Consider the following 24,067-nt stretch of genomic DNA (forward strand, 5'->3'; position numbering starts at 1 on the left):
ATTTGTATGAAAAAAAGTGGACAATAAAAAATACCCCATCCTTATCTATGAATCATAAGGACGAGGTATTTGTCTCGTGGTACCACCTTTATTTACTGTTTGCTCGCGCTAAACAGCCTCTACAAGTACAAAGCTCCAATTTGGCTCATATACTGTGGTTTTGATAACGAGTACCAACTCTCGTCGTCACCTACTAATATCATGGATATGTTCAGCACGAGGCTCAGAGACCATTTTTCGAATCATTATTTTTGCTTCTTTTCAGCTGCCGAAGCTCTCTGTGGAAAAATTGATGATTGTACTTTCTCTCGTCATTGCCTGTTTAACTATCTTGAATTAAAGCTATCATACATGATGTTTTTTGATAAATCAAGATATTTTTCTGAACATTTTTAAAAATGAGTTAACTGTTCTGGAAGAGTCTTCTTTTTTATAAAATTTAAGCAAATGTTAAAGAGCGAGATATGGTGTCTTTCTTTTCTAGCGGTATAATAAAGATGAAGGGAGGTACAGTGTGTGTGGACCATCTGTATGAATGAATTTAAGCAGCTCTTCAAAAGCACAAAATCCATCTTAACTATTGTTATTATTTTCATTTTATCTACTTTTGTATCAAGTCTTCCATTTATAGCTGCTTATCAAGGGAAGTGGGAACAGGCAAAGGACCCTTATTCCATTGGGAATGAACTAGTGATTTCGTTATTTGGTTTCTTCCTTATTTTTTTATTATCTCATGATATTTTGAGCCGCGAAATTCATTTGAAAACCATTCGTTTTCTCGTCAGCAAAACGACCCGTTTAAACATTGTCATCGGGAAATATCTTGGGCTGATGCTGTTTTGGCTCAGTTGCATTATGACCACATATATATTAAATATGGTGATTTCACATCGTTTTCTGTTCTCTGATGCCTTAAAAATATTAACGTTTATCAGTGTCGGCATCTCCTGTGCTTTGTTTTTGTCCATGCTCTTTCCAACACCACAGAAATCGATGTTTGTTGGCATGTTGTTTTCCTTTCTATTTCCAATCATGAGCATGATGTCTGTTCTTTCTTCAGAACGGTTGATTCACTGGTTCCAATACGTGACGCCTTATTATTATGCGCGCTGGAGTGAACCGCTGACCTATGTGCTGATGAATGCCGCATTGACTGTTGTCTTACTCGTTGGAACTGCACTACTGTTTCAGAGGAGGGATGTCTAAGTGCTTCACACAAAAGGACTGACAAAAAAATATCGGACAAAAGTCGCAATAGATCATATTGATCTTGATATCCATCAAGGGGATATCTTCGGCCTCATTGGACCGAAGGGTGCTGGTAAGACAACCTTCTTTAATATCATTACAGGGATCTCCCGCCCCACCTCTGGCACGTTTATCATGATGAACATGACGTCGTTAAAAAAAGTACGTCATCATATCGGTGTTCTGCCTGAATATACAGATTTATATGAAGGGCTGACTGCTATTGAGCATATTGCCTATTTATCGAAAATTACGGGTACTCGCCAGAAAACGAGCTATTATGAAGAATTACTCGAATTTGTTGGCTTACATCGTTATCATCAAGAGAAAGTCGGTGCCTTTACACCTGGGATGAAGAAACGGCTCGGAATGGCTCAGGCCATCGCTCATCGGCCTGACTTTATTTTACTTGATGAGCCTTTTGCGGATATTGATGCAGATTCTATCTTACATATCCAGCGGGTGATTGAATCGTTAAAATTCGAAGGAAAAACCGTCTTTTTAACAGCAGACGAGCCAAGGTTCACCCAGCCTATTTGTACCAAAACAGCTTTCATATCTGAAGGGAAAATCGTGTCCTCAAGTACTCATCCTCAAGAGAAAACCATCACGTCCTCAACCATTCGTGCCACCTTCAAGCATGCATGGATTGATGATGAGGTGAAGCCTGTTCTCACGCAGTACTTACAAAGTGTGGGAACAGACCTTGTGATCAGAGATGACGAGACCTCATTGTTGATTCGTTCAGAAGCTCAAGTCCCAGCCATCATCCGTGCGTTTGTGAAATGCAAAGTCGACCTATACCGAGTCACGGCGCAAGATGCCATGATGTCCACATAAAAAAGTACCGTACGCTCACTGCACGGTACTTCTCTTTTTTTATAAAGGCTTGCTCATGTAAATCCCAGTCTCAGCAAATCCCGTTTTCTCATAAAGTGAGCGGGCGATTTGATTATGGGCAAAGACATGCAGCGATAGTTTCTTCACACCTAATGACTTTGCCTGCTCTTCTAATGCCGTCATGGCCTGTTTTGCCAATCCTTTTCCTCGATACGCTTCAAACAAAATAAAATTATAAATAAAGCCTTCATGCTGGGGATGATCTTGATCATAGCAAAGCCATACCCATCCAATGGCTTCTTCTCCATGTAAGATGTTCCACAACTCATGATCTTCTGTCTGAAGTCCTTCAGGAAGCAGCCGGTCAAATTGTTCCTCTGCGTTCTTTTGCGCTTCTTCCTGATTCCATGTCCCTGCGTGTACCTTTTCTTCTGCGTACCGCTTAATGGCCTTCTCTATCAAGACGTCATAATCTGTTTGCGACATTGGTAGTAATGTGACCAATCGTATCTCCCCCTTTTCTTTATCATATGCCGGGCATGTAAAAAAAACCAGTCCCTTATAGGAACTGGCTAGCCACCGAACTGATCGGTTTGGGAGAGTTTGATCTCGACTGATTTTTTCTTTCCGCTTCGGTAAAATTGCACCTTTACCTTGTCGCCTACTTTCTTTTGATAAAGATATTTACGCAGATCGACGATATTTTGTACTTCCTTGCCGTCAAACGACGTCACGACATCCAGCTCTTTTAACCCTGCTTTCCCTGCTGGAGACAAAGGCTCGACACTCATCACGACGACTCCGGTTGTGACCTTTGATGGCAGTTTTAACGTTTCCTGCCAATGATAGCTCGCAATATCTGCTAGTGATTTCATCCCAACACCAAGGTACGGACGCTTCACCTCTCCATAGCGCTCTAAATCCTCTATGACAGGGATCACCAGATTCGCAGGAATAGACAGCCCAATCCCTTCCACCTCTGACTCAGCAATCTTCATTGAATTGATGCCGATCACTTTGCCGTCCATATTGATCAAGGCTCCGCCGCTGTTCCCAGGATTAATGGCGGCATCCGTTTGCAAAACTTCCGCATTCCAATCCGTCTGTCCATCCCCATTAGAATCAACAGGGATCGCACGCTCCGTTCCAGAAATCACACCTTGTGTGACGGAGCCAGCAAATTCAAGGCCTAATGGATTTCCAATGGCGATGACAGGCTCACCTGGTTTGACATGGTCTGAATTGCCGAAGGCGGCGGTTTTCTTGATCTTATCACTTTTGACCGTGAGTACCGCTAAATCCATAAGCTGATCACTGCCGACAAGATTTGCCCCGATCCTTGTCCCGTCCTGAAGGCTCACTTCAAGCTGGTTTGCGCCTTTGATGACATGATGGTTGGTCACGATATAAAAGGTGTCACCCTTTTTTTTATAAATCACACCTGACCCGCTGCCTGCTTCACCGCCTTCTTCCCAAAAGCTCGACTTTTGAATGTTAATGACGCCGACAACCGTATCCGACATACTCGATACCACTTTTGTGACCGCATCATTCACGTTCACATTGACGGTCTTTAAAGGGCCATCTGATGCCTGCTGATCTCCAGCTGACTGCCAGCCAAAGGGGCTGCCGCTTTGTCCAGACACATAGGGGAAAAAGAATCCCATTAAAAAAGCTCCTACCAATACACCGATCAGACCAGATAGGAAATATCCTTTTCTGCTTCGTCTCGGCTTCCACTCTACATCGCGATAATCCACTATGTTTCCTTCCTTTCAGTGAATAGATGATGTATATAGTGTTGGTAAGAAGCTCTTATCTTAATCATATGATTGTAAAAATCATACGGCGCAAAGCGGGGTTGCTTTTTTCGGATCCGTATCATATAAATCAAAGCCGTCCCCTACAACAAAGCCCTTCATTTCAAGCGTCTGCTGGACCGCCATACGGGCTAAGTCCTTCATGTTGTTGTCTTGACTCAAGTGGGCCAAATAAATGCGTGAGGTGGCGTCTCCAATCACGTCTGTCATAGCAAGAGCTGCATCTTCATTGGATACGTGTCCGACATCGCTCAAAATTCTGCGTTTAATACTCCATGGGTAGCGCCCCATTTGCAGCATGCCGACATCATGGTTGCTCTCAAATACGAACGTATTGGCTGATTTAATAATCCCTTTCATCCGGTCACTCACATAGCCTGTATCCGTCATAAGGGCAAGTTTACGCCCGCCATAATGGAATACGTAAAACATGGGCTCTGCCGCATCATGTGATACGCCAAATGATTCAACATCGAGTCCGCCGAATGATTGAACCGTCTCCATATCAAAGTGGAATTTCTGCTCCGTATCCACTTTCCCAATATGTGACTCCATCGCCTTCCATGTTTTTGCATTTGCATAGACAGGAAGCTTGTACTTTCTTGCCATCACACCGAGTCCTTTAATATGATCTGAGTGCTCGTGTGTGACAAAAATTCCGTCCAAGTCTTCCGGCTTGCGATCGATTTGACCAAGCAGCTCCACCATCTGTTTGCCGCTTAAGCCTGCATCTACTAAAAAAGCATGCTCATCTGTTTCTAAATAAAAAGCGTTCCCCGTACTTCCGCTCGCTAGTACACTGAACTGCAAGCTCATGTTCTCTCACTCCAATGAAGATTTGTCTTCTTTCTCTATATGATCAAGTGTTGAGCCATCAATGGCATTGATCAAATATTCTTCTTCTGTCTTTTTCTTTGAACCAGCTGCCACGCCTTCAATCTCTACTCGCCATACAGGAACCATTACTTGAGTGCTTGCACCTGGGTATTGCGTGTAGTAGCCAAGCTCCACTTTTTTCACTGTCGTGTTTTGGCTCAGCATATTTTGTGTATATAAGTCCTTCACCGTTTCAAGCGCTGGGACAAGGGTTTCTTTTCTCACTTCATTAATCGATGTCACCATCGACTGCCGATACGAGACGACCTCGTTTTGATCGTTCACATCCAATGTGATCTTCCCAATGGTTTCGGTGTCATCAAGACCTTCTTGGAAGATGTATTTTCCTTTATACGTTTGGAAAAAGACGATTTCACCTGTTTCTTCATCGATGCTCCAGAGCTTATAATTCTTGCCATCCAGTAAACGCTGGCTCACAAGATTGGTCGCTGCTGTTTTCATATCTTTTTTCGGCAATGCGACTGGTTTATTGAAGGTCATTTCAAGCAGGGTGACAGGATCATCTTTCTCGGTTTTCGGGAATGTGCTTTTCGTCTTTTGATCAGCTAATCCGTCGACATCCTTTTTCGTATATTGCTTTTTCTCAGCTGTAATGCGGTATCCAATCTTCGCTTCATCTGATAGATTGCCATATTTGATTCCGTCTGCCTTCATTTCTTCCAGCGTATCTGTTTTTTCGATAATCGCAAAATGATCGGTTGATCGCTTTTCAAAGTATTGAAAACCTAGAAAGATATCGAGAACGAGAAAGGCTAGGATAAAGATCGTTTTGGTCTTATTCCACTCCATGATTCTCGCTCCCCTCTGTCAGCAAATCATTCGATAAAATGACGGTTTTTCCGTTATATTTCATACACCATACCGGCTCTAGCCAGACAAACATCGCTTGATCCTGATCTGATGCCGTCGATGTCGCTTGATAGGCAGGGAAAATCTGTTCAATTTTCTCTAAATCATCATACTTCGTCTGCTTGATGATCAAGTTTTTCAGCTCTGTCCCATTCATCAGTTTGACCTGTTCACTCTGACTCGCTTTGTTGCCGAGAATGTAGTTTGGACGCTTATAACTCAAGATGTCATCATTCGCCCATTGTACTTCAAGTGATGTCATACCAAATGGATGTTTTGTGCTGTTGACGATCGGCAGTCCATCCATAAACATATTAAAGGACAGTTGCTGGTTGCTGTTAATGCCGAAGTATTGATAATTATCGGTAAAACTTCCGGTATCATTGAAATACTTCACGCTTCGCTTGATCAAATCCCCCGTTTGGAATACGGTACTAGAATTGATATTACGATGCTGATATTGGATGCGGTGGTCTTTTTGATTTGCTTCAAGACGACTCGTTCCATCTGTATATACCGTCCGGTTTAAATTAGACTCCTCCCCAACTAGACTTGGGTCTGTAAACAAAGCGTCCTTGAATTTGCTTGTCTTAATCGTTTCGATAAAGAACATTTTCGCTTCAAGCTGCTTTTGCTTCTGCGGCAGAAGGAAATCTCGTTTTGAATTTGTAGAGAAAGTATATAGATCATAGCGCGGCATCTCGTTTTGAGCGGCTGCAATACTATCCATCAAATTACGATAGTTGGCTGATTCAATCGTTAGCTCAAGCACCGATTCCTTGCTGTATGAAACCAAATAGACTTTCTTATTGGCCTTATCCGGCTGAGCGAACGGCACAATCATCCGGTCAAACGAGTTGTATTCAATGGATTTATTCGGCCATTTAAACAGCGCTTGGAAAATATCAATCGGAATCGGATCATTGAACACAAGATCCAATGTTTTGCCTTGCCCCTCGCGTCCATAGAAGAAATTCTTAAATTTCTGCTCGGAATATTGGTCCGACACATCAGCAATCTCTTTGACATCCCACAGGCTCACATCATTCCAAAAGTTTTGGAAGAGTTCCTTTTGATCCACTTTGAAATGCTCTCCATTGGAATGGATGAACATCTCACGCGGCTTCACGACATCAATGAGACTCCGAGGCTCGTCGCTTGAAATCTTCTTCGTTTCCACGACCTGTGTGCCGGCATCCGCCTGATCCTGCATGACGGGCTGGAACATCCAAATATTCCACGTAAACACAAGACTGATCGCAATTAGGATTGTCAATATAATGGTTTTAAAGGTCTCACGCTTCATCCCAATCATCCTCTTGTTCTTCATTGTACGGAAGGGTAAAGGTTACCGTTGTTCCTTTTCCTTCAATGCTGTCAGCCCAAATATCTCCGCCATGAGCCTGAACCATTTCTTTTGCAATCGCAAGACCTAGGCCGGTTCCGCCAAGCTTTCTTGTTCTTGCCTTATCCACTCGATAAAAACGTTCAAAGATTTTATCCATATCCTTCTTCGGAATACCGATTCCTTCATCTTTGACACTGAATAACACAAGACCTTGCTCCTCATCCAAATCGACAGTGAACGTAATGTGTCCACCCTCTGGCGAGTATTTCATAGCATTGGAAATGATATTATCGAGCACCTGAGTGATTTTATCTTGATCAATTTCCACATATATTTCACGCTGCGGCAAGTTGCGGATGAAATCGACATGCTGCTCCTTCGTCATTTCAAAACGATCAATGACGAGCGAGATAAACCTGATAAAATTCGTCCACTCACGATTGAATTGATAATCCTTGCTGTCGAACTTAGACAGCTGGAGCAGGTCATTCACAAGTCTAATCATGCGCTCTGTTTCGTTTTGCGTGACACTGAGGAACCTTGGTGCAAGCTCTTTATCACCAATCGCACCTTCAGCGAGTGCCTCAAGATAGCTTCGCATCGTCGTAAGCGGTGTGCGCAGCTCATGCGATACGTTCGCCACGAATTCACGACGTTCCGCATCAATTTTTTCCTGCTCAGTTACGTCATAAATGACCGCGATCAAACCATCAATCTTTCCATGCTCTTTCTGAATCACTGAGAAATTGACACGCAAAACAGACAACTGATCTTCGCGTTCAATTTCTAGTAGCATGGAGTCTTGATTTTCGACTAAATCTTCAAATGTATGAGTTTCTTCTAAGCCAAGCAAGGATGTGATCGGCATCTCTAGAGCTGTTTCACGTGAAACATTCAAAAGCTCTAGTGCCGGGCTGTTTAATAGAATAATGGCCCCGTTTTGATTCGTGGCAATGACGCCATCGGTCATATAGGCGATAACAGAAGAAAGCTTTTTCCTCTCACCCTCTGTCATCAGCTGCGCTTCCTCCAGCTCTCTCGTCAGATGGTTAAATGTCGTCGCTAGCTGACCAATCTCATCATGTCCATACTTTCGGACCTTTCTGGAAAAGTTCCCTTTGGCGAGCTCGATCGCTTGCTTTCTCATATCCGAAATTGGGTGTGTAATGGTTCTGAATATGAATATACCAAGTAGAGCGGTCGTCCCAAGTGCGATGAGTGTACCCGTCGCCAAAATGGTGTTGATCGTTCGCATTTGGTTAAAAACACTTTCCATGGATGAGACCACATAAATGACACCAACAGTTTCTTGGTTCTCATTTTTCACGGCTGTCGCTGATATGCGGACTCGTTTATTCGATTCTGGGTCATAGAATTTTTTCTCGTAGTCTTTGCCAACCGCGAAAATACGGCTAATGATTTGATCTGTGATTTTCTTCCCGGCAATCTCTTGACTGCCATTATTCACAGAGGCAATGACCTCTCTGCTTTCGTCAATATAGCTGACTTCAGAAATTTCATTAGACTCATCTTTGTTGTTAAAATCGTTTAATATCTTTTGAGCATCCTCTTTTAATTCTGCCTTGCTTTTCGATGAATCTTGTTCTAGGTAATACGATAACGAGTAGATTCGCTGATTCAAGGAATTATCATAGGAATTAATTAAGGACTGCTCTAGCTGCTTCACAAAGTACACGCCAATGATCTGCATGGCGACAATGATCAGCAGCACATAAATCAAGGTCAATTTAAAGTGAATCGAGCGAAAAAAACCTACTTTACTCATAAGAATCTTAGTCCTGCTCTGGGTTTCTTAAATAGTAGCCGACGCCTCGTCTTGTTACGATCCAGCTCGGGTGGCTAGGGTTGTCTTCAATTTTTTCACGAAGACGGCGGACTGTCACGTCTACTGTACGGACATCTCCGAAGTAATCGTAGCCCCAAACCGTTTGCAGTAAGTGCTCACGTGTCATGACTTGTCCAATATGTTTCGCTAAGTAATGAAGCAATTCGAACTCACGATGCGTTAACTCAATCGTTTCGTCACGCTTAGACACGACATACGCATCTGGGTAGATCACAAGTGAACCAATCTCGATATCATTTGATTCAGATTCTTCCTCTGATTGCGGAGCAGCCGTCTGTCTTCTTAAATTTGCTTTTACACGTGCAAGCAGCTCGCGTGTACTGAATGGCTTTGTGACATAATCGTCCGCGCCAAGCTCAAGACCAATGACTTTATCGATTTCAGAGTCTTTTGCTGTCAGCATGATAATCGGCATATCATATTTCTTTCTCACTTCACGGCATACTTCAACGCCATCTTTATTCGGCAGCATAATGTCGAGCAAAATAATGTCTGGCTTAATTTCTTCTACCATTTCAAGGGCTTCATTTCCGTCATACGCACAATGAACCTCGTAGCCCTCTTTTCTTAAGTTAAATTCCAATATATCCGCAATCGGCTTTTCATCATCTACGACAAGAATCTTTTTTTCCATTGTGATTTCCTCCTGCATTTTTAGCATCTATGTCATTCCATTTTGCATGTCTCATTACGCCTTCTTCATTTACGAAAAAAAGGCTCACTGTCTATTATAACGTTTTACGAGGCAAAGATAAAAATAATAACGGCTTTCTTTGCTAGTAAACGTTGGATAGAAGAACTTCACCCAAAAGATTTGATGACTTTTTCCTTTTTTATTGAAACTTTTCCAGTCACCAAACGTCTATATACATGTAACGTCTTCTTCTTATGGAGCCGGGCCCTACCTAGGTCCGGCTTCTCCCTTTTTATGCCTTCTTTTCATAATAAAAACGCACCTGCGATTGCAGATGCGTTTGGAAGTGGCTCGGGACGGAATCGAACCGCCGACACACGGATTTTCAGTCCGTTGCTCTACCAACTGAGCTACCGAGCCATCATCAAAAGATGAATATGTATAAATGGCGGTCCGGACGGGACTCGAACCCGCGACCTCCTGCGTGACAGGCAGGCATTCTAACCAACTGAACTACCGGACCTCAGTAACTTGCCCGAAAAAGCAATCGTGGTGCTCCTTCAAGCAAGTGAGGAAAAATTAGCTTAACGCTAAAGTAAATCAATGACCCGTACGGGATTCGAACCCGTGTTACCGCCGTGAAAGGGCGGTGTCTTAACCGCTTGACCAACGGGCCAAAACATGGTGAGCCATGAAGGACTCGAACCTTCGACCCTCTGATTAAAAGTCAGATGCTCTACCAACTGAGCTAATGGCTCTCGGTTTGTGAAAAGTGAATCTGAAGAAGCTGTATTGCGTCAAACCAATCGCTTTAAAAGCTGGAAAATCGCATCTTAACAAGTTTCAGAGACCTTTGCAACAACGAGATTTATAATATCATAGAGTAATTACATATGGCAATACGTTTTTCGACATTTTTTTAAAAAAAGTGTCGGATTTGATATCTTCTGTTACATCGCCTAAATCCGAAAGCGCCTTCATTTAATTAATGGCTACTGCCCAATCCAGCACACAGAAACGTTTGATTCAGACCAATATTGGTTATACAAGAAACAAACAGCATGGTGATTGAAAAAGGAGGAAGCATAGGATGAGTTCATTTAAATTAGGAGATAAAATGCCCGATTTTTCACTGCCAACAGTGCAGGGCGATCACATTGAGTTTTACAAACATTTAGAGGAGCATCAAAGCTGGCACCTCATCGTTTTCTTTAGAGGATCATGGTGCCCAGTATGTGTCGAGGAATTAAAAGAGCTGGAAAAACAGCAATCCTATTTTCAAGACAAGGATATTCACTTAATGACGATCTCAACGGATAATCCTGAAGACTTGAAAGAATTTGCAGACAAAGAGGGACTTTCTTTCCCCATCATGTCTGACCAAGACCTCACATCATTGAAAGCCTATGAAGTCTTCTATCACGGGGAAGATGCCCCATACGAAGACCACGGGGTGCACGGAGAACCTGCCTATTTCTTATTAAATGAAAAAGGCCAAGTCCTCTATCAGCAAAGACAAACAAGTCCATTTGGCAGACCGCATGCCAACGAACTGCGCAAAATCATTCAATACATTCGTAAAAATTTAAAAGGCCAATATAAAAGCCTAAAATAAAAAAGAAGCTCTCATCAGAGGGCTTCTTTTTTATGAATGTTTTTTGTTGTATAGCCAATCTGCGGTGAAAAACACAAGAAGACCTGTCATTAAAATCACAAAAGTCACAGGTGTACTCTCACCTTGAAAAAAAGCGTAAGACGCATGTCCTCCTAATGCTAGAAGATAAAAAACAAACGCCGATCCTGCTGCTTTTTGTGCATTGGCTTGTTCTCTTTTCGTCGTTTTTTTGAAAAACATTGTATCTATTCCCCTTTAAGATGCTTTCTTCATTGTCACACGGCGAAGTGCCCGTGATCGGATATACTCCATTGGCCCAATTCGCCAGACGTGTAAGCAAAGGGCTGAAATCGCGATTTGCAGAAGTGAAATCAACAGCCATGCCAAGACAATAAGGGGCGCATTGATTTGACCGCCAAGACCCAATCCCCAGCTGTAAAAAAGGATCGAGCAGATGACATTTTGCAGGATATAGCAGCTAAGCGCCATTTTCCCTACATATTCAAACCAAGTCCACATGAACCATGACTCCGTGCGTGCTAGAAGCTTCGCCACGACAGCAATATAGAAAATAGAGAGGAATGGTGAAAACACATAGCGCACCACGAATTCTACTATTTCATTTGGTACGAAGACGAGCGCATTCAGCGGCAGTCCAATCCACAAACCCATTCGGAACAATGTTTTCCGCAGAGATTGCCCACGCTCATTTGCATAAAATACACCGGCTCTCATCATCCGCACACCTAATAAAAACAAAAAGGTATTCATTGGGATAATAAAGATTGCTTCTTCTCGATACATCAAAAAGTGCTGTAATCGGTCTTGAACTTGAGATATCCATGTCTCCGGCAGTTGTTCTTCGTACGCTGGTTCACTGCTCTCGTTATAGGATTCATTTTCCAATTCAGAGAAAGAAAATACAACGAGAAAAGCCGTTACCAACAAATGAATGACACCCGAGACAATCATGCCTTTTTTGATGCGCCGACTTCCTCCACGGACAATAAACGCCACAAGCAAACCCGTGACGGCGTAACTCATGAGCACATCATATTCCATCACAAGCGCAAAATGGACAAAGCCTTCAATCAATAAGAATAAAAGAATCCATAAATATGTACCCGGCCAAGTCATATTTTTTCTTTTCGCCTGCTGGTATTTCAGCTCTAACCCTACACCAAACATGATCGTGAGCAGCGATAGCATTTTGCCATAAACGAACATAGAGACAAGACTTTCAAGAAAACTACCATTTTCATATTCATCCGCAATCTGATCTGTCGCAAAGGTATCCCCTGCGTATGCAAAAAACCAGACGTTTGTACCCAATGTACCTAATATCGCAAAACCTCGTAAAATATCTAATAATCGTATTCTTTCTTTCACTAGAACGCTCCTTCCCTTTTATACAATTATCATATTTTGGTAATGACAGGAAGAGCGTTCCGTAGAAATTAAGGAATATTTAAACAAAAAAGACACCAGTAAAATGTGTGATTTTACTGGTGTCTGATCAGTCTATAATGATGGACGGTACACGCTGCGGACAACGTTCGTTTGGGAACGGTCTGGTCCGACTGAGAAAATAGAAAGTGGAATACCTGTTAATTGTGAAATGCGCTCTAAGTAATGACGGGCATTTGCAGGCAGTTCACTTAAATTCTTCACGCCTGTAATATCCTCTGTCCAACCTGGCATTTCTTCGTAGACAGGTTCACATTTCGCTAATTCATTTAGACTTGCTGGGAATTCTTCAGTGATTTCTCCATTTAATTTATAAGCAACACAGATTTTCAATTTCTCAATCCCTGTCAGTACATCGATGGAGTTAAGAGATAAATCTGTAATTCCGCTCACACGGCGTGCATGACGTACAACAACACTGTCAAACCAGCCAACACGGCGCGGGCGGCCAGTTGTCGTACCGTATTCACGGCCAACTTCACGGATTTGATCACCAATTTCATCATGGAGTTCTGTCGGGAATGGGCCATCACCTACACGAGTTGTGTAAGCTTTTGATACGCCGACCACATGTTGAATTTTCGTAGGACCTACACCAGAACCAATCGTCACGCCTCCAGCCACTGGGTTAGATGACGTCACGAACGGATATGTCCCTTGATCGATATCAAGCATAACGCCTTGTGCCCCTTCAAAAAGAACACGGCGGCCTTCATCTAGAGCATCGTTCAATACAACAGATGTGTCCACGACATATTTTTTCACTTGCTGACCATATTCATAATATTCATCTAAAATATCTTCAATTTTGAAGCCTTCTGTGTCGTACATTTTCTCTAAAAGACGATTTTTCTCTTCTAGATTACGGGCAAGCTTCTCTTCAAATACTTCACGATCTAATAAATCTGCGATACGGATTCCGACGCGGGCAGCTTTGTCCATATAAGCTGGTCCGATTCCTTTTTTCGTCGTACCGATCTTGTTAGCCCCTTTCCGCTCTTCTTCTACCTCGTCCAATTTTAAGTGATAAGGCAGAATGACATGGGCTCTATTGCTGATTCTGAGGTTATCTGTACTCACATTCCGTTCGTGAAGATACGCAAGCTCAGTGACCAACGCTTTAGGATCAACCACCATTCCATTACCGATGACACAAGTTTTCTCTTTGTAAAAAATACCGGACGGAATGAGGTGTAGCTTGTAAGTCACTCCATCAAATTTGATTGTGTGACCTGCATTGTTTCCCCCTTGATAACGGGCAATCACCTCTGCATTTTCTGAAAGGAAATCGGTAATTTTCCCTTTCCCTTCGTCACCCCACTGCGTACCTACTACGACTACTGAAGACATATCGTGCACCTCCGTTAACCTTTCAAAACGTTATCTCTTTCAAACACATTTATTTTATCAATGCACAATGAAAAAGTCAACGTGAAATCCGAACATTAATATCTCGAAATCAAATTTTGTTCGTTTTACATGTGAGGAAAAGCGCTTTAATTGCTCATTCTACGCTTAAACAAGAAGATTTCGATCAAAATTACTGTTTTTCTCATTTCCGTTTGTTCAGTGATTTTCAATCAATTGAATCATCGAACTTGCCATAAAGTCGGGTGAATATGGTCTACCTTTTCTCAGCCACCACTCAGCTGTTCCAACATAAGCAGAAATGACAAATTGCTTCTGCATCTCGAGAGGAACGTGTTGTGGATCAGGTGGTGAACCTGTGACTTCTTCTAGCCCTAAAGTAAAGCTTTCTTCAAAAAAAGCACTGGCCGTCTGATGAATATTAAGCTCTCTTCCCCTTTTCAAGAGAATCTGATACTCCTCTTCATGTTCCTGCAAATGCTGATAAAAGCGGTAAATATACACATATGCTGCATGATCGCTCTTCCACTCACTTTCATGTACAGGAGCAAAAATAGCGGTTTTCATGACATCAAACATCTCATCCATGACCTGCTGAGCTAAGTCAAACTTATCCTCATAATGCTGATAGAAGGTGGTGCGGTGGATTCCTGCCTTGTTCGTCAAATCTTGTACAGAAATCTTCCCCCATTCCTTCTCCTTTAATAACTGAAATAATGCTTTTCTTAATTGTTGCTTTGATTCAGTTGCGCGCTTATCCCCTCTGTAGCAGTCCGCCACAAGCCGCTCTCCCCTTCCCATTTTCTTCAACAGATTTCGCTTTTCTGTTGGTTGAATCCTTTCTCCTGATGAATTACCTTTAAATCTAACACAGTGAAAAAAAGGAATCATCTGACAACCCATAAGGAGTGATGATCATGGAAACAACAACACCTAGTGCCGTTCAGAAAGCGTTATTAAGAGGGAAAAATAAGCAGGACCCGTATCACCCATTTGATTGGTACGCCAAAATGCGTCAAGAATCTCCTGTTCATTTTGATGAACACAGCCAAACATGGAGTGTCTTCACCTATGAAGAAGCAAAGCGCGTCACCATCGATAAAGATACCTTTTCTAGTCAACCTCCTCAAGACCACCGGAAACATTCACTGATGAAAACAATGGTCATGATGGACCCGCCAAAACATACACGAATTCGCTCCATTGTAAGCAAAGCCTTTACACCCCGGGTGATGAAATTGTGGGAACCACGCATTCAAGAGTTAATGGATGATCTCATTGCACAAATAGAAGGTAAGGAAGAGATTGATCTTGTTCAAGACATCTCCTATCCGCTTCCTGTGATTGTCATTGCAGAGCTCTTAGGTGTGCCAACAGAACATAAACAATCCTTTAAAGAATGGTCCGATATTCTCGTCAGCATGCCTAAAAGTGAAGAAGAAAGAGATGTCGTTGAATGGCAGAAAACACGGGATCAAGGCGAAGCGGACATGATGGCGTTTTTTGCTGACATCATTGAAGAGAAGCGGCAGAACCTTAGTGATGATTTGATTTCGCTTTTAATTCAAGCGGAGGAAAATGGAGACAAGCTGTCCGCAGACGAATTAATTCCTTTCTGCAATCTGCTCCTGTTAGCAGGCAACGAAACGACCACCAACCTGATCTCCAATATGATCTTTAGTTTGTTAGAAAATCCGGGGTCGTATGAAGCGCTCGCTCAATCACCTGACCTCATTCCTCGTGCTGTGGAGGAGGCTGTCCGTTTTCGTGCCCCTGCGCCTACCATCGTCCGGTATGTCACAGAAGACACCGAACTTGGAGGGAAAGTCTTGAAAAAGGGAGACAGTGTGATTGTCTTTCTTGCTTCTGCGAACCGGGATGAGCATCAATTTCCAAACGCACATGAGTACGATATACACCGGCATCCTAATCCTCATATTGGCTTCGGCCACGGCATTCATTTCTGCCTAGGCGCACCACTTGCTCGCCTGGAAGCCTGCACTGCCATCAAAGCCATACAGTCACGATATGCATCACTAGAGCTTCTCTCTTACGTCCCAATGACAAGCAGCGGTATGTATGGACTAAAAGCACTGAAGCTCCGTGTCACGCCTCGTTGCTAACAAAAAGGACTCCCACGAGATGGGAGTCTCAAATTATTGACAAAGGGCTAAAATGAACTTTATTTTAGCCCTTTGTCTTCTTTTTCAGCGTGATAGAAAACCTTTGCAGCCCTAGGAAGGACGAGTACTGGCGCGGAGCGAATTTATCATTCGTGAGCACCAGCACGCAGGACTGACACCGAATGCGAGGGTTTGTCTACACGCTGGGACTCCCACGAGATGGGAGTCTTTCTTAATCAGGTGTAATTCCTTCTGTATTCATGAGCACCACTCGATATCCATCTGGATCTTCAATCGTCACGCCTCCTCGATCCCAGTACGGGTTTGTAGAGGTGACATGCCGTCCGCCAGATGCGATCAGTCTCTTTTTCATCTGCTGAAATTCTTCTTCATCCGGAATATAGAATACAAGCAGTTGCTCTGGGTGGGGAACAGGCAAGCTTTCGTCTTCTTCATGTTTGGTGATTTCCAGATGAACATGCTGGTGAGGAAGCCCAAGCATGACCCCATCATACCCTTCATGCTGATCAAATGAGCCTATTCGTTTCAGCCCTAAACCTTCTTCATAAAAAGAAACAACCTCTTTCATGTTGACGGTCGGACGTGCGATGCGTAATTGAGCGGCTTCGAATTGTTGAAACTTCATCAGTCATCACTCCTTTTCTCTCCCTTTAGTATACGCTCTATTTTCTCCCACTCCTCCTCATTTCGACTGTTTTTCCGTCATTCTTTCGATGTAGATGGATCAAAAAAAGCCCAGCTTCTTGAGCTGGGCTTTAAGCACCGGGCGGAACACCCGCATCGTCAAATCTTCTTTCTAAGTTGACGAATTTGTTATATTCTTTTACGAACGCCAGTGATACCGTTCCAACTGGACCGTTACGCTGTTTCGCAATAATAATTTCAATAATGTTCTTATTCTCTGATTCTTTATCATAGTAATCATCACGATAAAGGAACGCCACAATATCGGCATCCTGCTCAATACTTCCTGATTCACGAATATCAGACATCATCGGACGTTTGTCCTGACGCTGCTCTACCCCACGAGAAAGCTGTGATAAGGCAATGACCGGCACTTCAAGTTCTCTTGCTAGTGACTTTAAAGCCCTAGAAATTTCAGATACCTCTTGCTGACGGTTATCGCTTGATCGTCCACTCCCTTGGATGAGCTGTAAGTAGTCAATCAGGATCATGCCAAGCCCGTTTTCTTGCTTCAAACGGCGGCATTTCGAGCGAATTTCACTGACTCTAATGCCAGGTGTATCATCAATGAAAATCCCACTGTTTGATAGCGAACCCATCGCCATTGTCAGCTTACCCCAGTCCTCTTCTGTGAGGTTACCGGTTCTTAGGTTTTGTGCATTGATATTTCCCTCGGCACAAAGCATACGCATGACCAGCTGCTCAGCGCCCATCTCTAAACTAAAGATGGCGACACTTTCATCTGTCTTGGTCGCAACGTTTTGTGCAATATTTAACGCGAAGGCTGTTTTCCCTACGGACGGACGAGCCGCTACAATAATCAGGTCATTTCGCTGGAAGCCAGCTGTCATCCGGTCAAGCTCTGAGAAACCCGTTGGAATCCCAGTGATATCACCTTTTCGATTATGAAGCTGTTCAATATTATCATATGTCTGAACAAGAACGTCTTTAATGTTTTGGAAAGCTCCTGAGTTTTTACGCTGAGCCACTTCCATAATGGTTTTTTCAGCATCACTCAATAGATCTTCTACTTCATCCTCACGCGTATATCCATCCTGTGCAATGGTTGTCGCTGTACGGATCAGACGTCTTAAAATGGATTTTTCTTCCACGATTTTCGCATAATATTCAATGTTTGCGGCAGTTGGGACAGAGTTCGCAATATCTGTTAAATACGAAATCCCGCCTACCTCTTCTAGTAAGTCTGTATTGGCAAGTTCTGATGTCACCGTGACAAGGTCAACCGGTTCCCCTCTATCACCAAGTACAAGCATCGCATTGTAAATCTTTTGATGCGACATTCTATAGAAATCCTCTGGAATTAATACCTCAGAAGCGAGCGTTAGCGCAGATGGTTCTAAAAAAACAGCACCTAATACGGCCTGCTCGGCTTCTATATTTTGCGGCGGCAGCCGGTCATCGAGAAGTTCCGTCATGCCAAGCACCGTCCTTTCATAAAAAAATACGCTACTCATCATTTTAACATTTTCACCAATAAAAAAGTGAAAAACATCAACTATAGTCAAAATTACCATGTGGTTGTTTCATTGAACAGCGAAACAACACACTTCAAATAGAAAAGACTCTGTAACATAAATTGTTATAGAGTCCTTTGTATCGCTAATGGAATTTGTAGCTGTTGTTCACACATGTGATCGATACTCCAACATGGCATGAACACGCACATGATCAAATATTGAAAATATCAGGTGCGTTTTTTAATTTATCGTTTTCTTAACTCCGTAATTCACCTTTTGTCCAATGTCATATAAAGACCCGTTTTCATACCCAATAGATAACACCAAATCAGGAATAGAATCATACCCGTTCTTCGCTAGATCAAAGAGCTGTGCACCATAATGTGATGCAGCAATGCGGGCATTTTCTGCTGTGTATGGGTTTTTCAGAAGTTCTTCTTTGTAGATATCGAAAATATTCGCTCCGGTGTCCGTTACAAATTGACCGTTTACAATGCTTAAATCTTTTAAATTGAAGCCTGTCACCGTTTTGATTTGATTGACAAGGTGGAACTTTGCAAGTGAATCCGGCGTGAATTGAGTCGAATCATCATTTCTACTTTTCATAATATGAAAAAATAGTTCTCTTGTATTGTTGCTTGTATTCAATATGTCTTCTATTTGTTTGACCAGCGACTCGTCAGTTGATCCACTCACCACTAATTTAAAATGATTCGGATCAATGGTAAAAGTTAAATTGGCGTTTTTAGGAATGTTCAAACCATTGGTAGAAAACAAAGCTTGCAGTTGTTCGTTTACCTTCTGACGATTTAATAGTTTCTTTTCTACACTTTCTTGGGTAGGATCGTACCGTTTTTCATTACGGAAAATAGCATCATTGAAGTCATATTGTCCACCTGTTCCAGAATTAGCCCATCCAATTTCCATTTTATAAGCAGCTTCTCTCTCCACTTTAGTTAGATCACTTCTGAAATAAGGAGAGTGTTGATTTCGATACTTATTAAATATATGCCCATGAGGATCTTTGAATCGTTTATTTTGTTCATTTATTTTTTCGTATTTTTCATCTAATATTTTCATTCGTCTATCAGATTCGGTCATCACTTCGTTTGTACTTTTAATAGCTGATTGACCTTTAGCGTCTATTTGGTTCAAATTGTTCGAAGAACTGGCTGTATATGACGTATTAATATTCATTTTGATTCTCCTTTTTTAAGAAAATAGTGATTATTAAATATATCGGCATTTTAGTTAAAATTTGTTAGTTTAATGTCTATATAGTAATCATTGCAATTAGGGTTAATATATGACAAATACTGTCTTTAAACGTTTATTATTACCAGCATTATTATTGGCGCTTGTTACTAGTTTTTTTGCACCTACTTCAGCGGAAGCAGCAATTACGGGGAATAACAGCCCTAACACTGCAAGTTCAATGGGATATTGGAAAAATAGTCGTTCAGACACGACAATCTTACCTGAAGGTGAAAATGAAGCGTATTATCAGTTTACGATCAATAAAGGTGAAAGAGTTTATGTCAGAAGTTCGTATAATAAGCAATATACTGGGATGAAAATCGAGGTTTATAATTCGAAAAATTCCGACGGGAGGTCTAGAGTCATTAATCCTGATTCAGTCACACCCTTTATTTTTGCAAATACTGGTGACGTGACTTCAACTTCAGAAACTTATTTTGTGAAAGTGACCCGTGGTACATATACAGGGAATATGTATTTTACTGTTTCCATTGAAGATCGTATTAAATCTGGAAATGGGACATTCAATTTTTCGGGGACGGCTACCAACTTGGGGAATTCATCTTTAAATTTTTTAGGAGTTGATTCTTCTGTCATTACAATGGATTTAACGAACAATTCTTCAATTCCTAAAAATGCAATCATTAAATCAATTACGACAACTAGCACTCAAACACCCAACCAAGGGAATGTCACACACAAACTGATGGCTAGTGATAGTAACATTTGGTATCAATCACTTTTCTCCTCTGCAACAAGTGGTTCTTATCGTATATCTCTGGATGATCAATTAAGAGTCGCTCAAAAATGGAGCTTTAAGTACAACGCAAAAGCTACGGCGAGATCTACTATGAGCAATGTCAAAGCCGATATCCGTTACGAATATGATGTCACAGATGGATTTTAAGTGAATGATGTTGACAGATATGTACACCAATTGATCAAAAAGTAAGGGCACATCCCTTACTTTTTTTATTGCCTCATTTTTGATGTTATATGTTATTTCGCCACTCTACAGTGCTTGTCATGATTGCTTCGCTTCATGATATTCCTCCACTGTAAACGTATTTTTCAGCTTGAGCTGATTTTCAAGCAGATTTAGCCTCAGTTTTCCTAATGGGGGTATCATTCTGCCTACATCCCCTGCAATCTTGTCTTCCATAGAAAATTTTCTATGAATTTAAGCATGATATTGAATAAGTTGTGAATTAAGAACACTAACTTTCCCCAAAATCCACCTCTTTTTTTCTAAAAATACAAGAAGGTCTATAGACTTATTTTGCTCAAAATTTTTTCAAGAAGAAAAACCTATATTTAATCATGATTCAAACAGAAGAAAATGGTAAATAATTTGAGATTGCCAAGGTTTTTTGGCATTTCTACTCTGTTTTAATGTCACAATCCGGCATTCTCTATTTCCAATCATTTGGTAGTTAGTTAGTCCTTTATTTTCTGAATATTTAGATCAAATTATCGATTATACCACTTTATGAACATTTGACTTCCTAATTGATAAACATTATCATTTGATTTGCTTGCGTGATAATTGAGAATCATTTTCATTTGAACTTTTATTACTACACTCATCCACTATCCGCAAGCCCGCTTTTATCATCATATGAGGTCAATTTGAGAAAGGAGATTTTTCACATATGACCAAACGCACTGAAGGAATGGGTACTGATGATTCACTTTTTGGAGAAAGCCGTCCTTTTTTTATATCTGGGACGGAGCAACTAGATATCACAACACACCCATACAGACTTTTTATATTTAAACCGAATACCACTCCTCCCGAAACTGGTTTTCCAGTCATGTACGTGCTTGATGGGAATTCACTTTTTGGCACAATGGTCGAAGCTATACGTTTACAGTCAAGAAGACCTGAAAAAACAGGTGTCGTACCTGCTATTATTGTTGGAATTGGCTATCAGACAGAAGCGCCCTATCATCCGCTTAGGCATTATGATCTCACTCTTACCGGCCCTGACGTTTCCATTGAGGGTAAAAGAAAGGACTTCTCCATCCATACATATGGCGGCGCCTCTGCTTTCTTTTCTTTTTTAGAAAAGACGGTTAAGCCATACATTGAGCAGCGCTTTCCGATTAATCAGAGTCGTCAAACACTATTTGGCCATTCTCTTGGCGGGCTTTTTGTATTACACACACTATTTGAGCACCCTGACGCTTATCAGACATATATTGCGGGCAGTCCTTCTATCCACTGGAACAAAGAATTATTTCTAGAAAAAGAACACCAATTTACCAACCGCATCCGTCAAGTGCCTATGGATGTAAGGCTACTTGTAGGTGTAGGTGAGTTAGAAAAACATCATCCATGTCAAATGAATGCTCATGCAAAGTCTCTAGCCAATCGTATGCTGCCTTTATCCTCGTATGGCTTGCATACGACCTATCACGAATTTCCTGAAGAAGGACATACGTCTGTTTTACCGGTGCTGATGAATGACGCTTTTCGTTTTGCATTTTATCATCAAGATCCTTTAACAACTACAGACTTGAAAGAAAGGTAGTGAACACATGAAACAGAGTGGTCTGTCTCATAAAATTGCCCTTATTACAGGCGCAGGACAAGGTATTGGACAAGCAGTCGCAAAGAGACTAGCCGATGAAGGTGCGATCATTGCAGCAGTTGACACAAATGAAGATCAGCTGCAAAGCACCGTGCAGAAGTTGAATGATAAAGGCATACGTGCCTTTGCCTATCCAGGTGACATTACCGATCAAGCATCTGTTCAGCACATTGTCGATCAAATTGAAAAGCAGCTTGGCCCCATTTATTTACTGGTCAATGTAGCAGGCATTCTTCGGATTAGTTCGATTGATCAGATTAGTACAGATGATTGGCACCAAACCTTCGCAGTCAATACACATGGTCTCTTTTACATATCCCAAGCTGTCTCCAAATACATGATGAAAAGATCAGAAGGGGTCATTGTGACTGTCAGTTCTAACGCAGGTGCCATTCCTAGAATGAATATGGCTGCCTATGCTGCTTCAAAAGCAGCAGCTACTTCTTTTACAAAAACGCTTGGATTAGAGCTGGCTACCTATGGCATTAGATGCAACGTCGTCTCGCCCGGCTCTACCGCAACACCTATGCAATGGGCTTTATGGTCTGATGAGCAAGGAGCAGATCAGGTGATTAAAGGTTCATTAGAGACGTATAAAACCGGTATTCCTTTACAAAAAATCGCTGACCCTCAACAGATTGCTGATGCAGTCATCTTCTTTGCATCTGAGCAATCCAGTCATATTACGATGCAGAATCTCACAATTGATGGTGGTGCAACACTCGGAATTTAGCATTTTATCAAAAAGGAGGCCTTTTCATGAAACATTCATTATTGTCGACAGAAGAAAAAGTACAGCTGATCCAAGACTATCAGCCAGGCGCATTTTTCCTTGCTTCTCCTAAACGAGCGTTACTTGCAGAGGGGATATTTCAGCATATTAAAACCAATCAACTCGATGAACTATCCACAAAGGTAGCCCATGTTTTTGAGACTGCCAAACAAGCTGGTATTCAAGCACCGATTGTTGTTGGTGCTGTTCCGTTTGATCCGGCGCAACCCGTTCGTTTAAATGTGCCAGTCCATGTACAGTTTAGTGATCCACTCGAATTTCATCAAGGTGATGAGGATTCAGAAGTGACATCACCATCCTATGAGGTGACACCTGTCCCTTCTCCTGAAGTCTACATGAATGGTGTGAACGAAGGGTTAGCTAAAATTGAAAAAGGAGAGCTTAGCAAAATCGTCATTTCTCGATCTCTCCATCTCAAATCAAATCAAGACATTCATACGAAAACAATACTCGAACGACTGGCTCGTCATAATACAACTGGTTATACGTTTGCTGCAAACGTAGCTGATCCGAAATCTTCCCAAAAGCGCACACTTCTTGGGGCAAGCCCTGAGCTGCTTCTTTCAAAAACTGGTTCATCTGTGATTTCCAATCCACTCGCTGGTTCTCGGCCACGCAGTTCAGACCCCGTAGAAGACCAGCGTCGTCACGATGAACTTCTTACTTCTGCAAAGGATTTACACGAGCATGCAGTGGTTGTCGATGCTGTCACTAAAGCGCTTGCTCCTTACTGTCATACGTTAGATGTACCTGCATCACCATCCGTCATACAGACAGAAACGATGTGGCATTTATCTACTGTGGTCAAAGGTGAATTAACAGATTCCAATGTGTCCTCCATTGATTTAGCGCTTAGCCTCCATCCAACACCCGCAGTATGCGGAACACCTACAGCAGATGCACGTGAAGCCATTCAAGCGATTGAACCCTTCGATCGAGGATTTTTCACAGGAATGGTCGGTTGGGCAGATGCAAATGGTGATGGAGATTGGATTGTCACCATTCGCTGTGCAGAAGCTGAAGGTCACTCCCTTCGCCTCTTTGCTGGTGCAGGAGTGGTCAAAGGATCAAAGGCAGAAGAAGAGCTAGCCGAAACATCTGCAAAATTCAACACGATGCTTCATGCGATGGGCATCCATCAGCTATAAAAATACATAGGAGATG

At 42.0% G+C, this 24,067-nt stretch carries 23 protein-coding genes, 4 tRNA genes and 1 other annotated feature; of the genes, 8 read left to right on the forward strand and 19 right to left on the reverse strand.

Going from position 1 to position 24,067, the window contains the following annotated elements; all coding sequences use genetic code 11:
- Positions 1 to 53 precede the first annotated feature (53 nt).
- Positions 54 to 324: a binding site (T-box leader), on the reverse strand.
- Positions 325 to 516: 192 nt separating this feature from the next.
- Together NSQ52_RS19200 and NSQ52_RS19205 are read left to right on the forward strand one after the other, a co-directional pair.
- Positions 517 to 1,206 carry an ABC transporter permease subunit gene (locus tag NSQ52_RS19200; protein ID WP_008347476.1) on the forward strand — a complete coding sequence of 230 codons (690 nt, stop codon included), beginning with the start codon at positions 517 to 519 and terminating at the stop codon, positions 1,204 to 1,206.
- Positions 1,207 to 2,088: an ABC transporter ATP-binding protein gene (locus tag NSQ52_RS19205; RefSeq protein ID WP_017359972.1), complete on the forward strand. Its 882-nt coding sequence runs from the start codon at positions 1,207 to 1,209 to the stop codon at positions 2,086 to 2,088. It abuts the gene before it with no gap.
- Positions 2,089 to 2,127: 39 nt separating this feature from the next.
- On the opposite strand, the gene NSQ52_RS19210 is transcribed toward NSQ52_RS19205, so the two are convergent.
- The 11 genes from NSQ52_RS19210 to NSQ52_RS19260 all read right to left on the reverse strand — a co-directional run bounded on the left by NSQ52_RS19210 (position 2,128) and on the right by NSQ52_RS19260 (position 10,261).
- Positions 2,128 to 2,592 (reverse strand): GNAT family N-acetyltransferase, encoded by a 465-nt coding sequence (locus NSQ52_RS19210; protein ID WP_342473783.1) that lies wholly within the window; start codon positions 2,590 to 2,592, stop codon positions 2,128 to 2,130.
- A gap of 68 nt (positions 2,593 to 2,660) precedes the next feature.
- Complete coding sequence (locus tag NSQ52_RS19215) at positions 2,661 to 3,848, reverse strand: S1C family serine protease (RefSeq protein ID WP_035704177.1); 1,188 nt, start codon at positions 3,846 to 3,848, stop codon at positions 2,661 to 2,663.
- Between the two features lie 81 nt (positions 3,849 to 3,929).
- On the reverse strand, positions 3,930 to 4,724 hold the full coding sequence (locus NSQ52_RS19220) for an MBL fold metallo-hydrolase (RefSeq protein WP_007497388.1): 795 nt from the start codon (positions 4,722 to 4,724) through the stop codon (positions 3,930 to 3,932).
- Positions 4,725 to 4,730: 6 nt separating this feature from the next.
- Positions 4,731 to 5,594, reverse strand: coding sequence for a two-component system regulatory protein YycI (gene yycI, locus NSQ52_RS19225; RefSeq protein ID WP_017368442.1), 864 nt, complete (start codon positions 5,592 to 5,594; stop codon positions 4,731 to 4,733).
- Positions 5,581 to 6,960, reverse strand: a complete 1,380-nt coding sequence (yycH, locus tag NSQ52_RS19230) for a two-component system activity regulator YycH (RefSeq protein ID WP_024718466.1) — start codon at positions 6,958 to 6,960, stop codon at positions 5,581 to 5,583. Before yycH ends, yycI begins: the two co-directional genes overlap by 14 nt.
- Complete coding sequence (gene walK, locus NSQ52_RS19235) at positions 6,950 to 8,788, reverse strand: cell wall metabolism sensor histidine kinase WalK (protein WP_007497390.1); 1,839 nt, start codon at positions 8,786 to 8,788, stop codon at positions 6,950 to 6,952. The genes yycH and walK overlap by 11 nt, the downstream gene beginning before the upstream one ends.
- Before the next feature lie 7 nt (positions 8,789 to 8,795).
- Positions 8,796 to 9,503: a response regulator YycF gene (gene yycF, locus NSQ52_RS19240; protein ID WP_017359978.1), complete on the reverse strand. Its 708-nt coding sequence runs from the start codon at positions 9,501 to 9,503 to the stop codon at positions 8,796 to 8,798.
- A 347-nt stretch (positions 9,504 to 9,850) separates the two neighbouring features.
- Positions 9,851 to 9,923: transfer RNA gene (locus tag NSQ52_RS19245), tRNA-Phe, on the reverse strand.
- Positions 9,924 to 9,949: 26 nt separating this feature from the next.
- Positions 9,950 to 10,026, reverse strand: a tRNA-Asp gene (locus NSQ52_RS19250).
- 81 nt (positions 10,027 to 10,107) lie between these two features.
- Positions 10,108 to 10,179 (reverse strand) — tRNA-Glu (locus tag NSQ52_RS19255).
- A gap of 6 nt (positions 10,180 to 10,185) precedes the next feature.
- Positions 10,186 to 10,261, reverse strand: a tRNA-Lys gene (locus NSQ52_RS19260).
- A gap of 332 nt (positions 10,262 to 10,593) precedes the next feature.
- Here NSQ52_RS19260 and NSQ52_RS19265 point away from each other — a divergent pair.
- Positions 10,594 to 11,118 carry a peroxiredoxin family protein gene (locus NSQ52_RS19265; RefSeq protein ID WP_007497396.1) on the forward strand — a complete coding sequence of 175 codons (525 nt, stop codon included), beginning with the start codon at positions 10,594 to 10,596 and terminating at the stop codon, positions 11,116 to 11,118.
- Between the two features lie 30 nt (positions 11,119 to 11,148).
- Here NSQ52_RS19265 and NSQ52_RS19270 read toward each other — a convergent pair whose 3' ends face one another.
- The 4 genes from NSQ52_RS19270 to NSQ52_RS19285 all read right to left on the reverse strand — a co-directional run bounded on the left by NSQ52_RS19270 (position 11,149) and on the right by NSQ52_RS19285 (position 14,733).
- Positions 11,149 to 11,358 carry a hypothetical protein gene (locus tag NSQ52_RS19270; protein ID WP_024718463.1) on the reverse strand — a complete coding sequence of 70 codons (210 nt, stop codon included), beginning with the start codon at positions 11,356 to 11,358 and terminating at the stop codon, positions 11,149 to 11,151.
- A 15-nt stretch (positions 11,359 to 11,373) separates the two neighbouring features.
- The gene (locus NSQ52_RS19275; protein WP_342473784.1) at positions 11,374 to 12,507 is read right to left on the reverse strand and encodes a DUF418 domain-containing protein; all 1,134 of its coding nucleotides are present in this window, start codon (positions 12,505 to 12,507) and stop codon (positions 11,374 to 11,376) included.
- 132 nt (positions 12,508 to 12,639) lie between these two features.
- Positions 12,640 to 13,935: an adenylosuccinate synthase gene (locus tag NSQ52_RS19280; protein WP_007497400.1), complete on the reverse strand. Its 1,296-nt coding sequence runs from the start codon at positions 13,933 to 13,935 to the stop codon at positions 12,640 to 12,642.
- 216 nt (positions 13,936 to 14,151) lie between these two features.
- On the reverse strand, positions 14,152 to 14,733 hold the full coding sequence (locus NSQ52_RS19285; RefSeq protein WP_282746253.1) for a TetR/AcrR family transcriptional regulator: 582 nt from the start codon (positions 14,731 to 14,733) through the stop codon (positions 14,152 to 14,154).
- Between the two features lie 137 nt (positions 14,734 to 14,870).
- Here NSQ52_RS19285 and NSQ52_RS19290 point away from each other — a divergent pair, with 137 nt between their 5' ends.
- Entirely contained in the window at positions 14,871 to 16,076 is a 1,206-nt protein-coding gene (locus NSQ52_RS19290; RefSeq protein ID WP_144668251.1) for a cytochrome P450, read from the forward strand.
- 232 nt (positions 16,077 to 16,308) lie between these two features.
- On the opposite strand, the gene NSQ52_RS19295 is transcribed toward NSQ52_RS19290, so the two are convergent.
- From NSQ52_RS19295 to NSQ52_RS19305, 3 genes are all read right to left on the reverse strand, one after another.
- A complete protein-coding gene (locus NSQ52_RS19295; protein ID WP_024718459.1) occupies positions 16,309 to 16,722 on the reverse strand; it encodes a VOC family protein in 414 nt (137 codons plus the stop codon).
- Positions 16,723 to 16,852: 130 nt separating this feature from the next.
- Positions 16,853 to 18,217, reverse strand: a complete 1,365-nt coding sequence (gene dnaB / locus NSQ52_RS19300; protein ID WP_003214779.1) for a replicative DNA helicase — start codon at positions 18,215 to 18,217, stop codon at positions 16,853 to 16,855.
- Between the two features lie 282 nt (positions 18,218 to 18,499).
- The gene (locus NSQ52_RS19305) at positions 18,500 to 19,456 is read right to left on the reverse strand and encodes a DUF4885 family protein (protein ID WP_342473785.1); all 957 of its coding nucleotides are present in this window, start codon (positions 19,454 to 19,456) and stop codon (positions 18,500 to 18,502) included.
- A gap of 109 nt (positions 19,457 to 19,565) precedes the next feature.
- Between NSQ52_RS19305 and NSQ52_RS19310 the strand changes: the two genes are divergently transcribed.
- Positions 19,566 to 20,423, forward strand: coding sequence for a hypothetical protein (locus tag NSQ52_RS19310; RefSeq protein ID WP_061420792.1), 858 nt, complete (start codon positions 19,566 to 19,568; stop codon positions 20,421 to 20,423).
- A gap of 117 nt (positions 20,424 to 20,540) precedes the next feature.
- Here the strand turns inward: NSQ52_RS19310 and NSQ52_RS19315 are convergent, their stop codons facing one another.
- Positions 20,541 to 20,678, reverse strand: a complete 138-nt coding sequence (locus NSQ52_RS19315) for a hypothetical protein (RefSeq protein ID WP_156409654.1) — start codon at positions 20,676 to 20,678, stop codon at positions 20,541 to 20,543.
- Positions 20,679 to 21,168: 490 nt separating this feature from the next.
- On the opposite strand from NSQ52_RS19315, the gene NSQ52_RS19320 reads away from it, so the two are divergent.
- Genes NSQ52_RS19320 through dhbC form a run of 3 tightly spaced genes read left to right on the forward strand, consistent with a single transcriptional unit; the run spans position 21,169 to position 24,051 of the window.
- On the forward strand, positions 21,169 to 22,050 hold the full coding sequence (locus NSQ52_RS19320; protein WP_342473786.1) for an alpha/beta hydrolase-fold protein: 882 nt from the start codon (positions 21,169 to 21,171) through the stop codon (positions 22,048 to 22,050).
- A 7-nt stretch (positions 22,051 to 22,057) separates the two neighbouring features.
- Positions 22,058 to 22,843: a 2,3-dihydro-2,3-dihydroxybenzoate dehydrogenase gene (locus NSQ52_RS19325; protein ID WP_024718455.1), complete on the forward strand. Its 786-nt coding sequence runs from the start codon at positions 22,058 to 22,060 to the stop codon at positions 22,841 to 22,843.
- A gap of 26 nt (positions 22,844 to 22,869) precedes the next feature.
- On the forward strand, positions 22,870 to 24,051 hold the full coding sequence (gene dhbC, locus NSQ52_RS19330) for an isochorismate synthase DhbC (protein ID WP_058336421.1): 1,182 nt from the start codon (positions 22,870 to 22,872) through the stop codon (positions 24,049 to 24,051).
- The last annotated feature ends 16 nt before the right edge of the window (positions 24,052 to 24,067 follow it).

The sequence above is a fragment of the Bacillus sp. FSL W8-1141 genome, from assembly GCF_038593205.1.
Taxonomy (GTDB): domain Bacteria; phylum Bacillota; class Bacilli; order Bacillales; family Bacillaceae; genus Bacillus; species Bacillus altitudinis.